The 14,351-nt window shown below is 71.3% G+C and carries 10 protein-coding genes; all 10 read right to left on the minus strand.

The window, feature by feature from the left end; translation table 11 throughout:
• Positions 1 to 113: 113 nt before the first annotated feature.
• Entirely contained in the window at positions 114 to 2,471 is a 2,358-nt protein-coding gene (locus tag NFR93_RS14180) for an ATP-binding cassette domain-containing protein (protein WP_251454521.1), read from the minus strand.
• Between the two features lie 10 nt (positions 2,472 to 2,481).
• Entirely contained in the window at positions 2,482 to 3,111 is a 630-nt protein-coding gene (locus tag NFR93_RS14185) for a hypothetical protein (protein ID WP_251454524.1), read from the minus strand.
• Positions 3,108 to 3,572 (minus strand): hypothetical protein, encoded by a 465-nt coding sequence (locus NFR93_RS14190; RefSeq protein WP_251454658.1) that lies wholly within the window; start codon positions 3,570 to 3,572, stop codon positions 3,108 to 3,110. The genes NFR93_RS14185 and NFR93_RS14190 overlap by 4 nt, the downstream gene beginning before the upstream one ends.
• A gap of 5 nt (positions 3,573 to 3,577) precedes the next feature.
• Positions 3,578 to 5,197 (minus strand): hypothetical protein, encoded by a 1,620-nt coding sequence (locus NFR93_RS14195; protein WP_251454527.1) that lies wholly within the window; start codon positions 5,195 to 5,197, stop codon positions 3,578 to 3,580.
• A complete protein-coding gene (locus tag NFR93_RS14200) occupies positions 5,194 to 5,487 on the minus strand; it encodes a hypothetical protein (protein WP_251454529.1) in 294 nt (97 codons plus the stop codon). The genes NFR93_RS14195 and NFR93_RS14200 overlap by 4 nt, the downstream gene beginning before the upstream one ends.
• Before the next feature lie 118 nt (positions 5,488 to 5,605).
• The gene (locus tag NFR93_RS14205) at positions 5,606 to 6,187 is read right to left on the minus strand and encodes a DNA-3-methyladenine glycosylase I (RefSeq protein WP_251454531.1); all 582 of its coding nucleotides are present in this window, start codon (positions 6,185 to 6,187) and stop codon (positions 5,606 to 5,608) included.
• 26 nt (positions 6,188 to 6,213) lie between these two features.
• Entirely contained in the window at positions 6,214 to 6,861 is a 648-nt protein-coding gene (locus NFR93_RS14210; protein WP_251454533.1) for a TetR/AcrR family transcriptional regulator, read from the minus strand.
• Positions 6,862 to 7,090: 229 nt separating this feature from the next.
• On the minus strand, positions 7,091 to 9,196 hold the full coding sequence (locus NFR93_RS14215) for an acyl-CoA dehydrogenase family protein (RefSeq protein WP_251454535.1): 2,106 nt from the start codon (positions 9,194 to 9,196) through the stop codon (positions 7,091 to 7,093).
• Between the two features lie 299 nt (positions 9,197 to 9,495).
• Positions 9,496 to 11,490: a DNA helicase RecQ gene (gene recQ / locus NFR93_RS14220; RefSeq protein ID WP_251454537.1), complete on the minus strand. Its 1,995-nt coding sequence runs from the start codon at positions 11,488 to 11,490 to the stop codon at positions 9,496 to 9,498.
• Between the two features lie 288 nt (positions 11,491 to 11,778).
• Positions 11,779 to 14,304 carry a DEAD/DEAH box helicase gene (locus tag NFR93_RS14225; RefSeq protein ID WP_251454539.1) on the minus strand — a complete coding sequence of 842 codons (2,526 nt, stop codon included), beginning with the start codon at positions 14,302 to 14,304 and terminating at the stop codon, positions 11,779 to 11,781.
• Positions 14,305 to 14,351: the final 47 nt, after the last annotated feature.

The following is a 14,351-nucleotide window of genomic DNA, read 5'->3' on the forward strand; positions in this document are numbered from 1 at the left end:
GGGTCCCGACGGCGAGATCGGGCGCACACTTCGCGGACGTGTGGACGGTTCAGCCTAACCCGGTATACCGGGGGTGCCGCGATGGGGAGAATCACCCACCCGCGACCCCCGGCTCATCCGGCGACGTAGGCCCGCAGATGCTGCGCGGTGAGGGAGTCGCCGGAGGCGACGAGGTCGGCCGGCGTGCCCTCGAACACCACGCGACCGCCGTCGTGCCCGGCGCCGGGACCGAGGTCGATGATCCAGTCGGCGTGCGCCATGACGGCCTGGTGGTGTTCGATCACGATGACGCTGTTGCCGGCGTCGACCAGGCGGTCCAGCATCCCGAGCATGTTCTCGACGTCGGCCAGGTGCAGTCCCGTCGTGGGCTCGTCCAGCACGTAGATCGCGCCCTGGGTGGCCATCGAGATGGCGAGCTTCAGCCGTTGGCGTTCACCGCCCGAGAGGGTGTTGAGCGCCTGCCCCAGGGTGAGGTAGCCGAGTCCGACGTCGATGAGCCGCGCGAGGGTGAGCGCGGCCGGTCCCTTCGTGAAGACCTCGGCCGCTTCGGATGCCGACATCGCCAGCACCTCGGCGATGTTGCGGCCCTCGAGGGTGTACTCGAGGACGTGGTCGCTGAAGCCGGACCCGTCGCACGTCTCGCACAGGGTCTCGACGCTCTGGGTGTAGCCGAGGCTGGTGATGATGACGCCCAGGCCCTTGCAGGCGAGGCACGCACCCTCGGAGTTGGCACTGAACAGCGCAGGCTTGACGCCGTTGGCCTTCGCGAACGCGGTGCGGATGACGTCGAGGAGCCCGGTGTACGTGGCCGGGCTGCTGCGTCGCGAGCCTTTGATGGGCGTCTGGTCGACCACGACCACACCATCGTGGCGGGGCACGTTGCCGTGAATGAGCGAGGACTTGCCGGAACCCGCGACGCCCGTGACGACGGTGAGGATGCCGAGCGGCACGTCGACGTCGACACCCACGAGGTTGTGCTGACGTGCGTCGCGGATCTCGATGACGCCCTTCGGCTCGCGCGTGGCCGGCTTGAGGCGGGCTCGGTCGTCGAGGTGGCGTCCGGTCACGGTGTCGGAGGCGCGGAGTCCCGCGACGTCGCCGGTGTACTGCACACGGCCGCCGTTGCGCCCCGCCCCGGGACCGAGGTCGACGATGTGGTCGGCGACCTCGATGACCTCGGGCTTGTGCTCGACCACGAGCACCGTGTTGCCCTTGTCGCGCAGCTGCTGCAGGAGCGCGATCATCCGCTCGACGTCGTGGGGGTGCAGCCCCGCGGTCGGCTCGTCGAAGACGTAGGTCACGTCCGTGAGCGACGATCCGAGGTGGCGGATCATCTTGGTGCGCTGCGCCTCGCCGCCCGAGAGGGTGCCCGAGGCGCGGTCGAGCGACAGGTACCCGAGTCCGATGTCGATGAACGAGCCGATCGTCTGGCGAAGCCCGCGCAGGAGCGGGGCGACGGCGGGGTCGGTGATCGTCGCGAGCCACGCGGCGAGGTCGGTGATCTGCATCGCGGCGGCGTCGGCGATGCTCACCCCGCCGATGGTCGACGAGCGGGCGCCGGCGTTGAGCCGCGTGCCGCCGCACTCCGGGCAGGCCGTGAACTTCACCGCACGGTCGACGAAGGCCCGGATGTGCGGCTGCAGGGCGTCGCGGTCCTTCTGCAGCATCGACTTGGTGATCTTCGGGACGAGTCCCTCGTACGTCATGTTGATGCCGGTGACCTTGACCTTCACCTGCTCCTTGTAGAAGAAGTCGTGGCGCTCCTGCTCGGTGAACTCCCGCACGGGCTTGTGCGGGTCGACGAAACCGGACTCTGTGTAGATCTTCACCATCCAGCCGTCCGCGGAGTACCCGGGGATCGTGATGGCACCGTCCGCCAGCGACTTGTCGTGGTCGACCAGCTCGTGCACGTCGACCTCGCTGACCTCGCCGAGCCCTTCGCAGTGCGGGCACATGCCGCCCGTGATCTCGAACGACCGGCGCTCGCGCTTGGGCGCCCCCGGACCGCGGTCGACCGTGATGGCCCCGCCGCCCTTGGCGGAGGGGATGTTGAACGAGAACGCCTGCGGCGACCCCACGTGCGGCTGCCCGAGGCGGCTGAAGAGGATGCGCAGCATCGCGTGGGCGTCGGTGGCGGTGCCCACCGTCGAGCGGGCGTTGGCCCCCATGCGCTCCTGGTCGACGATGATCGCCGGACTGACGTTCTCGAGCGCGTCGACGTCGGGCCGGCTCAGCTGTGTCATGAACTGCTGCACGAACGTCGGGTACGTCTCGTTGATGAGCCGCTGGGACTCCGTCGCGATCGTGCCGAACACGAGCGAGGACTTTCCTGATCCGCTCACGCCGGTGAAGACGGTGAGTCGCCGTTTGGGGATCTCGACGTCGACGTTCTGCAGGTTGTTCTCACGCGCGCCGACGACGCGGATCACGGCGTGCGAGTCGGCGATGTGGATGACGGGGGCGGTGGCCATGACGGCCAGGCTATTGCGGGCCGAACGCGGCCGCGAGTGCGATCTGGTCGAACAGTGCCGTCATCGCGTGGCGGAGCTCGCCGAGGGGCGACGCGCAGCTCGCCAGAACCACCTGCTTGGAGCCGGGGACGGCGTACCAGTACTGCACCTCGAGACGGGTGGCCGTCGCGGTCCGGTCATCCTCGGCGACCTCCTCTTCGTACAGGCGCTCGAGGCGCAGCATCCGCGCGCGCGGCCCGTCCAGCCGCGTGGCGGTCTCGACGCCGGGGTAGCGCAGCTCGACGAAGCTGCGCCGCAGCACCTCCAGCACGGCGTCTGCGTCGGTGCCCACCGCGGGGCTCATGCGCATGCCCGACGGGGCATGGACCGTCAGCGACGCCGGAGTGGCCACCCCGGGAGACAGCTCGAGGCACAGGAAGACGGCGTGCGCGCCGGCATCGCGCGCGGCATCGACCGCGCGCTGGAGATGGGCGCGCAGGCGCCGTCGTGCGAGCGCGGCGTCGTCGGCGACGCCCACCAGTTCGGCGACGGCGAGATCGACCTGCGCGGTCGCGGCGGGCTCGTCACGCGGGTCCACCGTCAGCCAGCGCCCCGGCAGCTGGAAGCTCAGCCGGGGCGGGGCGGGTGCCTCGATCGTCACGCGCCCTCCGCGATCGCACGGACCTCGTCGGGCTGCAGGGTGAGCGAGTACGGTCCGGTGTCGGGCACTCCGAGGGCGTCGAACACCGAGGGCAGCACGGTGATCTCGTCCGCGGATGCCGCGAAGCGGTCGGGGTAGTCGGATCGCTCGCCGTCGATGAGCCGGATGGTCACCTCGTGCCGCGATGCGACCGGATCCTCGGCGAGCACGGGGGCGGCGCCGCGGACGGCGGTGACGAGGCCCTCGTCCGACGGGTCGTCGACGAACAGCAGCACCTGCACCTGGGTGTTCCACGGCGCTCCCGAGTGCGTCGTGTACACCATCGCGCCGTTGACGCCCTCGGCTCCGGACAGCCCGGCCTCGAGGCCGGCGACGTCCGGATCGGCCGCGCACCCGCCGAGGGCGAGCGCCCCGATCGCCAGCGTCGCGGCCAGGACGGTGCGCACCGGCATCCGCTTCATGTCGTTCACGATCCTCGCGTGTAGTCGGCGACGTAGACGTCCTCGTAGCCGCCGGCACCCTCTGCGGCGAAGAAGATCTCGTCACCGCGCCGGGGCTCGGGCAGGTAGCGCTCGGCCTCTGCACCATACATTCCGGCGTGGTGCACCGGCCACGTCAGCGGCCGGTAGGTCCGCCAATCGCCGTCGACGCGGACGCGGTCGATCGGGTCGAGGCCGAGGAACTCCAGGGTGTGCACCGGATCGAGCCCGTTGTTGATCTGCGTGACGCGCACGCCGTCGGGCATGTCGCTGTAGTGCTTGTCGATCGCCGACCCCGCCGTGAAGACCGACTGCACACGACCCTCGACGCGGGGGTTCGTCGCCAGCTCACCGGCCATCATGCCGCCGAGCGACCAGCCGGTGAACATGATGGGGGCATCGCTCTCGAAGACGCCGGCCTGCGTCATGGCGTCCCAGACGGCCTCTTCGTACTGGGTGGGGACGCCGGGGAAGAGCGAGAGCATCGCGTCGGTGCGCGCATCGTTGAGGGCCCCGTCGGTGTTCGTCAGGCTCCAGTTCTGGGTGCTCGGCAGCTGCACGCGCCACGACACGATGTTCCCCTGCGCGTCGCGGACGGCGACGACACGGATCTCGGTCGCGTCCTCGCCGCCGGCGGCGTCCTGGCGGGCGAGCTGGGCCATGAGGTCCTGGTAGTCGCGGGCTTCGCGCGCGTCGTTGCGGGCGTCCTCGTCGGCGTCTCCGGTCGGGGCCGTGGACTCGTTGCGTTCGGCCACGCGCTGCGGGTTGCGGAGCACCTCGGCGATGGCCAGCGCCAGCAGGGATGCCGCGAGCAGGCCGGCGAGGACCAGCATCCCGATGGGGCCGAGCAGCAGGAAGGCGATACCGATGAGGAGGGCCGCGGCGACCACCATCAGCGCGACGACGAGGGCGGACACGAGCGCGCTGAGGAGCTCCTTCAGCGCGTCGACCACCACCGACAGCACTTCTGAGGCCCACTCCCCCACCATCGACAGGAAGTCGCCGACGCCGTCCCAGAACTGGTCCCAGTTGTCGCGCCACGAGTCGGCGCCGTCCTCGATCGCCGTCTCGATCGCGTCGATGGCGCGGTCGGCGGCGTCCCAGATCTCACGACGCGCCTCGTTCAGCCGGCGCCGGGCTTCGGCGATCTGCCCGTTCGAGAAGCCCACCCCGTCGGTGGTCGTCCACAGATCGGTGTAGAGCCCGTCGGTGGAGGATCCGTCGGCCTCGGCGCGCGTGATGTCGGTCCGGAGGTCGTCGAGCTCGCCCTCGAGCCGGGTCGCCCGCGCTTGGTGGTACTCGGCGTCCGCGACCGCCGCGCGGGCGTCCTGCTGGATGGGCTCGAGGTCGACGGCGAACGTCGTCAGCGCCGAGGCGGTGCCGGCGTAGCGGCCGTGGGCGCGCCGCAGCCCGGACGAGGCTTCGGCGGCGGCATCGGCGATCTCGTCGGTGGCGGCGCTGCGCTGGGCGTCGACGAGGTCGCGCAGGGCGTCGGCAGCCTGCGTGATCGCAGCCGCGGTGGCGGCGAGCGCCCGCGCGCGAGGCTCGAGCTCTCCCGGGCGGCCGGCGAAGACGTCCTCGAACTCGAGGGCGAGACCCGACGTCATCGCACGTCCGCCGTCTCGACGGCGTCGGCCATGGTGCGGTCGAGGTCGGTGAAGGTCTCGTCGAGGGCCTCGAGCCAGTCGCGGACGACCACGAGCTGCTCCTCGAGCTTGCCGCGGTTGTGGTCCCAGTTGTCGGCGAAGTCCCGGACCCGGCGTGCGAGACGGGGCTCGCCGGTGAGCTCGGCCAGGTCGTCGCCGACGCGATCCGCGTCCTGGAAGGTCGCGAGAGCGTGGGCGACACGCGCTTTCGCCGCGCGGAGGGCCGTCATGTCCAGTGCGATGTCGTCCATCGGTCCTCCGCGTCGATCGGTGCCTGCGACGGGTCGGTCGGTGCCGGCCGGCCCGTGCACGGCGAGCCTAGGGGCCCGCGGCAGCGGTGACGATGGGGAGAATGCACCATGCCGCGCGTCAGGCCGCGCGCCAGCATCCTTCGACGTGGTCGTCCACCATGCCGCTCGACTGCATGAGCGCGTACATCGTGGTCGAGCCGACGAACCGGAAGCCGCGCGACCGGAGGGCGCGGCTGAGGGCGTCGGACTCCGGCGTCGTGGCCGGCACGTCCCCGAGCGTCCGCGGACGCGGGCGGGGGTCGGGCGCGAACGACCACAGCAGCGCATCCAGCTCGCCGGGAGCCATGTCGAGCACGAGCCGGGCGTTCGAGATGGTGGCGAGGATCTTGGCGCGATTGCGGATGATGCCGGCGTCGGCCATCAGGCGCTCGACGTCCGCCTCGTCGAAGCGCGCCACCGCGGCAGGGTCGAAGCCGGCGAACACCTCGCGGAAGCGCGGTCGCTTGCGCAGGATGGTGATCCACGACAGCCCCGCCTGGAAGCCCTCGAGGCTCATCTTCTCGAAGAGCGGCCGGTCGCCGTGCAGAGGCCGGCCCCACTCCTCGTCGTGATAGCGGCGGTACTCCTCGGCGGCCGGATGCCCGCCGTCGCCGATCCACGCGCAGCGCGCCCGCCCGTCCTCGCCCACCCGCACGTCCATGTGGCCAGTATCCCGCGGCGGCCGCGTCAGGCCGGGCGGGCGCGGAGGTAGCGGTGGATCTCCTCGGTGCCGAGACTGTGGCCCGGCAGCGGCGTCGGGCCTCCTCCGGCACGCAGTCCGTCGATCATGATCCCCAGCTGCCGCCCGACCACCTGCGCGCGGGCGCCCTCGGGGAAGGTGCCGAATTCGCCGAGGCTCCAGGCGGCGATGGAGATGTCGTTGGCGTAGACGTCCGTCCGCAGCGCGCCCTCCTCCTTCGCGCGGCGCACCACGTCCTGGAACGAGGCGTCCCACTGGACGCCGTGCTGCAGGGTGGGGTCGAGCTCGAGCTTGCGCCGCATGACCCGCAGGATCGCGGGCCGCGCGACGGCGAGCTGGCCGATGCCGACGACGAGGGCGACGACGCCGTCCCAGCCGGAGGCGCTCGCCTCCATCTCGTCGATGACCAGCTGCTGGGCCCGCAGGTGCTCGTCGTAGAGCGCCGAGATCACGTCGGCGACCGAAGCGAACCGTCGGTACATGGTCGCGCTGCTCACCCCCGCCGCGCGCGCGAGCTGCGCCATGGTGGGCGCGTCGTCGTGGCGGGTGAAGTGCCGCTCGGCCGCAGCGAGGATGAGGTCGCGGCTGCGCTGCACCTCGATGCGCTCGGCGCGCGTCCGTCCGTCGTCGGTCATCATCCTGAGCCTAGATGCGGAGTGCCCGGGCCGGAGGGTTTCGACGCGGAGCCCTGTTCCGTCTCCGGTCACTCCCCAGTACCGGCGGCGCCCCAGACGCCGTGGCACGGCCCCCCAAGCGAGACTGCTTCTCCCGATGGTCGGGCCCCGCGTCGGATTCCCCCCGCCGTCGAAAGTAGCCGAGATGCTATCCGGACACAAGTCCCCACTTACGACCCGGGTGCGCCGACTACTTCTTCTTGAGCGTCTTCTCCGAGGGTGGCAGCTGACCGGCCGCCGCGAGCGCCGCGTAGTACTCGCGCGCCTCGGTCTGTCGGGCGATCTCGGCCCCCGACGCGATCGGCGCCCGCACGTGCTCGGGCGCGAAGCCGTACGCGTCGACGAGGTCCTGCGCGTGCGGGCGGAGCCGCGCGCACAGGCGGTCGATGTACCGGGTGACCGAGGCCGCGCGCTGGGCCGACAGCCGACCGTTGATCATGTACCACGCGAGGTGCTTCTCGACCAGGTGCAGGCCGAACAGGTCGCGGAGCCACGTCAGCACCTGGCGGGTGCCGTCGTCCGCGATCGCCTTCACGCCGTCCGAGAACGCCTCCCACTGCAGCAGCTCGCCGTGCGCCCGCGCCGCCTCGATGAGCTCGACCTGATGGGCGTTGAAGAGTGCGGCAGCTTCGGCCGGATCGAGCTTGGATGCCGGGCGCAGCGCCGCAGCGACGTCGGCGACCATCTGCTCGACCCGCCCGGCGAGCAGCTCGTGCTGCTGCTCGGCGCGCAGTCCCAGCTCGACCGAGCGCGCGGTGGAGCCGAAGTCGGCCACCGCCTGACCGAGCTGGCGAAGACCGGCGCCGTGGAAGACCTTGCCCGCGGTGTGCTCGACGGCGTAGCGGGCGAGCTTGGCGGCATCCGCTCCCTTGAACTGCGTCGCGTAGTCGCTCAGCAGTCGCTTGCCGACCAGCTGGAGGAGGACGTTGTTGTCACCCTCGAAGGTGGCGTAGACGTCGAGGTCCTGGTGCAGCCCGACCATGCGGTTCTCGGCGAGGAAGCCCTGGCCGCCGCACGCCTCGCGGCACTCCTGAATGGTGTCGAGCGCGTTCCATGTCGACAGCGGCTTGAGCGCTGCGGCGAGGGTCTCGAGGTCTTCTCGCTCCTCGGAGGTGTCGGTGCGGCCCGAGAAGACGCCGTCGAACTTGCGCAGCAGCTCGTCGTGCGAGAAGAACTGCGCGTAGTTCTGCGCCAGCAGCGGCAGCAGGCGCCGCTGGTGCTTGCCGTAGTCCAGCAGCACGACCTCGTCGGATCCCGCTCCGGAGTCGAACTGGCGTCGCTGGTTGGCGTACGTCAGGGCGATGTGCAGCGCGAGCGCGGTGCCGGTCGTGGCCGCGCCGTCGAGCGACACGCGGCCCTGCACGAGCGCGCCGAGCATCGTGAAGAATCGGCGGCCGGGGCTGGGGATCTCGCTCGAGTACGTGCCGTCGGCGGCGACATCGCCGTACCGGTTGAGGAGGTTCTCGCGGGGCACGCGGACGTGGTCGAAGTGAAGGCGGCCGTTGTCGATGCCGTTCAGGCCGCCCTTGGGCCCGTCGTCCTCGCCGCCGATGCCGGGCAGGAAGGCGCCGTCGTCGTCGCGCAGCGGCACGAAGAAGCAGTGCACGCCGTAGTTGACGCCGCCGGTGATCAGCTGCGCGAAGACCGTCGCCGCTTTGCCGTGCAGGGCGGCGTTGCCGAGGTAGTCCTTCCACGCGCCGCGGAACGGCGTGTGGATGACGAACTCCTCGGTGGCGGGGTCGTACGTCGCCGTGGTGGCGATCGCCGCGACGTCCGAACCGTGCCCGGTCTCGGTCATGGCGAACGCGCCCGGCAGCTCCATGTTCGTCACGGCGGTAAGCCAGCGATCGTGGTGCTTCTTGGTGCCGAGCTGGTGGATCGCCGACCCGAACAGGCCCCACTGCACACCGGACTTGATCTGCAGGCTGGGGTCGGCGAGGACGAGCTCCTGGAAGCCGGCGAGGTTGGCGCCGTTGTCGTCGAGCCCGCCGTACTCCTTCGGCAGCGCGCGACCCGAGGCGCCGTTCTCGACCAGCAGATGAAGCTGGGTGAGCACGCGCTCGCGGTGCTCGGGCATCGGCATGCCCTCGACCCGCCAGAACGCGGGATCCTTGATCATCTCGCGCGCCTCGCGGCGGGTCGCGGCCCACGTCCCCAGCAGCAGGTCGGTGACGGCGTCGACGTCGATGCGCGGCTCGGCCGCCTCGTCGGCGGTGTGGGCGGCAGTCGGCGCTCCCCCGGCGGGGGTGCGCTTGCTCAGGGACGGCTTGCGGGAACGGACGGCGGCGTCGGTCATGTGCCTCACCTTTCGGCAGTGAACTCGTGAAAAGTCCCTTTGACGGTAGGACTCCCACAACTCATGCTCAAACCGAGTGGAGGATAGCGACAATGGTCGGCGGCGGCGACGCTCGGCCGGATTGTGCGGTCCCCACAGTGGCCCCTGTCGGTGCCGCCGGAGGGCGGGTCGGGTGAGATCCTTCCCGCCGGCACCACGCTCGGATGGCCTACAGCGTGAGCTCGTGGCGGAACAGCGGGTCGGTGGTGTCGAACCGCACATCCGGGCGAGCCGTCGGCGAGCACTCCGCCGGTGCGCGGTCAGGCCGCGGCGACCACTTCCAGCACGGCCTCTCCGTAGGCCTCGCGCTTCTTGGCGCCGATGCCCGTGATGCCGTCGAGGTCGGCGAGGGTCGCGGGGCGGTGCTCGGCGAGTGCGCGCAGGGTCGCGTCGCCGAACACGATGTAGGCCGGCACCCCGAGCTCGCGCGCCACTCCGGCGCGCCACTCGCGCAGCGCCTCGAAGAGCCCGCGGTCGCCGTCGGCGAGCGAATCGGATGCCGCCACGCGCCGCACCCGCGGAGCGCTGCCCGTGCGTCCGAGGACGTCGCGGCGCAGGGGCACCGGCGTCTCACCCCGAAGCACACCGGCGGCGGGGTCGCCGAGGGCGAGCGTGCCGTATTCGCCGCGCGCGACGAGGATGCCGCGGGCGAGAAGCTGGCGGATGACGCTCCGCCAGTCCTGATCGCTCAGGTCGGCGCCGAGGCCGTAGGTCGAGAGGGTGTCATGGCCCTGCTGGCGGACGCGCTCGGTCGACGCGCCACGCAGGATGTCGATCAGGTGACCCGCGCCGAAGGACTGATTGCGCTCGCGCTGGAGCCGGACGATCGTCGACAGCAGCTTCTGCGCGGCGATCAGCCCGTCCCAGGTCTCAGGCGCTTCGAGGCACGTGTCGCAGTTGCCGCACGGCTCGGACGGCTGGCCGAAATAGCCCAGCAGGTTCTGGCGGCGGCATCCGACCGTCTCGCACAGCGCGAGCATCGCGTCGAGATGCTGGCCGAGACGCAGCTTGTACGAGCGGTCGCCGGGCGACTGGTCGATCATGCGTCGCTGCTGCACGACGTCGCCGAGGCCGTAGGCCATCCAGGCCACGGCGGGGTCGCCGTCGCGGCCGGCTCGCCCGGTCTCCTGGTAATAGCCCTCGACCGACTTCGGCAGGTCGATGTGCGCGACGAAGCGCACGTCGGGCTTGTCGATCCCCATGCCGAACGCGATGGTCGCGACCATCACGACGCCGTCCTCGCGCAGGAACCGCGATTGGTTCTTGGCGCGCACCGATGCGTCCAGTCCTGCGTGATACGGGAGTGCGTCGATGCCCTGGCCGCGCAGGTGCTCGGCCGTCTGCTCGACCGACTTGCGACTGAGGGCGTACACGATCCCGGCCGAGCCTTCAGGCTGCGCGCGGATGAACGCCGTCAGCTGGCGGCGCGGGTCGACCTTGGCCTCGATCCGGTACTGGATGTTCGGGCGGTCGAAGCTGGCGACGAAGTGCCGCGCCTCGGGCATCCGCAGCCGGTCGGTGATCTCGCGGTGGGTGGGCGGGGTCGCCGTCGCGGTGAGCGCGAGCCGCGGCACGCCCGGGAAGCGCTCGGCGAGGTCGCCGAGCCCGAGGTAGTCGGGCCGGAAGTCGTGACCCCACTGCGACACGCAGTGCGCCTCGTCGATGGCGATGACGCTCAGGCGCCCCTGCGAGAGCAGCCGCATCGCCGACTCGGTGTTCAGTCGCTCGGGGGCGACGTAGAGCAGATCGAGTTCGCCGGCGACATAGGCGCGCTCGACGGCCTGGCGCTCGGCCGGGGCCTGCGTGGAGTTCAGGTAGGCGGCGCGCACGCCGTTGGCCACGAGCGCGTCGACCTGGTCGTGCATGAGGGCGATCAGCGGACTGACGACCAGTCCCGTGCCCTCCCGCACCAGCGCGGGCACCTGGTAGCAGACACTCTTGCCGCCGCCGGTCGGCATGAGGACGACGGCGTCGCCACCCCCGGCGACGTGCGCGACGATGTCGGCCTGATCGCCCCGGAACGCGTCGTAGCCGTACACCTCGTGCAGCACCGCGCGCGGGTCGGCGCCGACCAGGTGCCGCCGGGCGGGGAGTTCGGACGCCACGGGCACCGCGATCCCAGGATCCTCGGGGGGCGGCATCCACCCGTCGGACTCGGGCGGAGGCGCCCAGCCGTCGTCGTACGCGTCGGGCGGGGGCGCGTCGTCCACAGCCCACGCGAGGTCGGCGTACGGGTCTGCGGGGGGCGTGCTCATCCGCTCAAGGGTAACCCGCCCCGCCGACACCGCTCGGGCCCGTCCACAGCCCGGGCTGCCGCGCGCGGGCTCTTCACCGCGCCGGCCGGCAGGCTCCTCGCCGCGCCGACTCAGGTCCGCTGCCCTGCTCGCCGCGCGGGCTCCTCCCCCGCCGGCCGCGAGCGGAGGAGATGTCGCCGAGCGGAGGTCGGGAGCGCCGGATCCGGCCGCATCTCGGCGACATGTCCTCCCCCCGGCGCGGCGCAAGGAGGGTTGCCGCACGCGGGCGACGGCGGAGGGCCTCCGCGGTCAGAGTCGGATGACCTCGGTGACGCGGACGACGGCGGTGCCGTTCTCTTCGGATGCCGCGAGGTCGACGACGCCGCGGATGCGCCAGTCGTGGTCGCCGTCCGGGTCGTCGAGGATCTGCTCCACGCGCCACACGCCCGTGGACGCGGCATCCGTCTCGTCGATCTCGACCAGTCGCGGCGACCGCGCCGAGCCCCCGGTGAGGATCTCGTCGTGGTCTTCGAAGTAGGCGTCGAGCACCGCGGGCCAGTCGACATCGGGGTCGAGGGCTTCGAGGTCCTCGTCGCGCTGCAGCGCGGCCAGCTGCACGCGCCGGAACAGCTCGTTGCGCACGAGCACCACGAACGCGCGCCGGTTGGTGAGCACCGACGGCGGTGCGGGCGGGACGACCGGGGCGTCGGGGTCGGTGACGGGGTTCACCAGCGACGCCCACTCGTCGACGAGGCTGGAGTCCACCTGCCGCACGAGCTCGCCGAGCCACTCGATGAGGTCGACGAGGTCGGGGGTCTGCGCATCGGTCGGCACGGTCTGGCGGATCGCCCGGTACGCGTCGCTCAGGTAGCGCAGCACGAGACCCTCGCTGCGGGCCAGCTGGTAGTGGTTGATCAGCTCGGCGAACGAGAACGCCCGCTCGAACATGTCGCGCACCACCGACTTCGGCGACAGCTCGAAGTCGCGCACCCACGGCTGGCTCGAGGCGAACACCTCGTACGACTGCATCAGCAGGTCTTCGAGGGGTTTCGGGTGGGTGATGCCCTCGAGCAGCTCCATGCGCTCGTCGTACTCGATGCCCTCGCGCTTCATCGCCGCGACGGCCTCGCCCCGCGCGAGGAACTGCTGCTGCGACAGCACCGGCCGCGGATCGTCGAGGGTGGCCTCGATGACGCTCACCACATCGAGCGCGTAGTGACCCGTGCCGGTCCCGAGCTCGGACGAAGGGCCGGTCTCGTCGTCGTCGGGCGACAACAGCTCGATCGCGGCGAGCGCGAACGGCGACAGCGGCTGGTTGAGGGCGAAGTTCGGCTGCAGGTCCACGGTCAAGCGCACGTGGCCGCCGTCGCGGGTCACGACGCCGGCCGTCACCAGTGTGCGGTAGATCGCCAGGGCGCGCCGCGCGAGCTCGTACCGGCGGGCGCGCGGCTCGTGGTTGTCGAAGACGAGCGAGCGCACGTTCGAGAACACGTCGCCGCCGCGGGCGATGACGTTGATGAGCATCGCCGCCGTCAGCTGCAGCTGGGGCACGAGCGGCTCGGGCTCGGCGGCGACGAGCCGCTCGAAGCTGGCCTCCCCCCAGTTGACGAAGCCCTGCGGCGCCTTCTTGCGCACGACCTTCTTGAGCTTCTTCGGGTCGTCTCCGGCCTTGGCGACGGCGGCGGAGTTCTCGATCTCGTGATCGGGCGCCATCACCACCACGGTGCCGGCGGTGTCGTAGCCGGCCCGGCCTGCGCGACCGGCGATCTGATGGAACTCCCGCGCGCTGAGCTGCCGCATCCGCTGCCCGTCGTACTTCGCCAGGGCGGTGATGAGCACCGTCCGGATAGGCACGTTGATCCCGACGCCGAGGGTGTCGGTGCCGCAGATGACCCGCAGCAGTCCCCGCTGGGCGAGCGTCTCGACGAGGCGGCGGTACCGCGGCAGCATCCCGGCGTGATGCACGCCGATGCCGGCGCGCACGTACCGCGACAGGGTTCGGCCGAAGGCGGTGGTGAAGCGGAAGCCCCCGATCGCCTCGGCGATCTCGTCTCGCTGCTCGCGAGAGACGATGCGGATGCTGGAAAGCGCCTGAGCCCGCTCCATCGCCGCGGCCTGCGAGAAGTGGACGATGTAGACGGGGGCCTGCCGGGTGTCGAGCAGCTCGCCGACCGTCTCGTGCACGGCGCTGCGCGCGTACGAGAAGTGCAGCGGCACGGGGCGGTCGACGCCGGTGATCCGGGCGGTGGCGCGGCCGGTGCGCCGTGTGAGGTCGTCGGCGATCGCGGTGACGTCGCCGAGGGTGGCCGACATGAGGATGAACTGGGCGCGCGGCAGCAACAGGAGCGGCACCTGCCACGCCCATCCGCGGTCCGGGTCGCCGTAGTAGTGGAACTCGTCCATGACGACCTGATCCACGTGAGCATCCGCACCCTGGCGGAGCGCGAGGTTGGCGAGGATCTCGGCCGTGCAGCAGACGATCGGAGCGTCGGGGTTGACCGACGAGTCGCCCGTGACCATGCCGACGTTCTCGGCGCCGAAGATGTCGACCAGAGCGAAGAACTTCTCGCTCACCAGCGCCTTGATCGGCGCGGTGTAATAGGTGCGGCCGCCGCGGGCGAGGCTCGCCGCGTGCGCGGCGACGGCCACGAGCGACTTGCCCGTGCCCGTCGGCGTCGAGAGGATCACGTTCGCGCCCGAGACGATCTCGATGATCGCCTCGTCCTGCGCCGGATAGAGCGTCAGCCCGCGCTCGGCAGCCCATTCGACGAACCCCAGGTAGGCGGTGTCGTCATCGGCCCCGCGCGGGACGTGGACGATCAGCGGCGAGGGCACCCCTCCACTCTGTCACCGATCCGGCGCGCCGGCGGTCGCCGCATCCC

It is taken from the genome of Microbacterium sp. Marseille-Q6648 (assembly GCF_943181415.1).
Lineage (GTDB): Bacteria > Actinomycetota > Actinomycetes > Actinomycetales > Microbacteriaceae > Microbacterium.

Bases quoted from the DNA above. Each gene is read 5' to 3' on its own strand.
- NFR93_RS14210 (WP_251454533.1), bottom strand. From the start codon at position 6,861: ATGACCGACGACGGACGGACGCGCGCCGAGCGCATCGAGGTGCAGCGC.
- recQ (WP_251454537.1), bottom strand. From the start codon at position 11,490: ATGAGCACGCCCCCCGCAGACCCGTACGCCGACCTCGCGTGGGCTGTG.
- NFR93_RS14190 (WP_251454658.1), bottom strand. From the start codon at position 3,572: ATGAAGCGGATGCCGGTGCGCACCGTCCTGGCCGCGACGCTGGCGATC.
- NFR93_RS14215 (WP_251454535.1), bottom strand. From the start codon at position 9,196: ATGACCGACGCCGCCGTCCGTTCCCGCAAGCCGTCCCTGAGCAAGCGC.
- NFR93_RS14180 (WP_251454521.1), bottom strand. From the start codon at position 2,471: ATGGCCACCGCCCCCGTCATCCACATCGCCGACTCGCACGCCGTGATC.
- NFR93_RS14195 (WP_251454527.1), bottom strand. From the start codon at position 5,197: ATGACGTCGGGTCTCGCCCTCGAGTTCGAGGACGTCTTCGCCGGCCGC.
- NFR93_RS14200 (WP_251454529.1), bottom strand. From the start codon at position 5,487: ATGGACGACATCGCACTGGACATGACGGCCCTCCGCGCGGCGAAAGCG.
- NFR93_RS14205 (WP_251454531.1), bottom strand. From the start codon at position 6,187: ATGGACGTGCGGGTGGGCGAGGACGGGCGGGCGCGCTGCGCGTGGATC.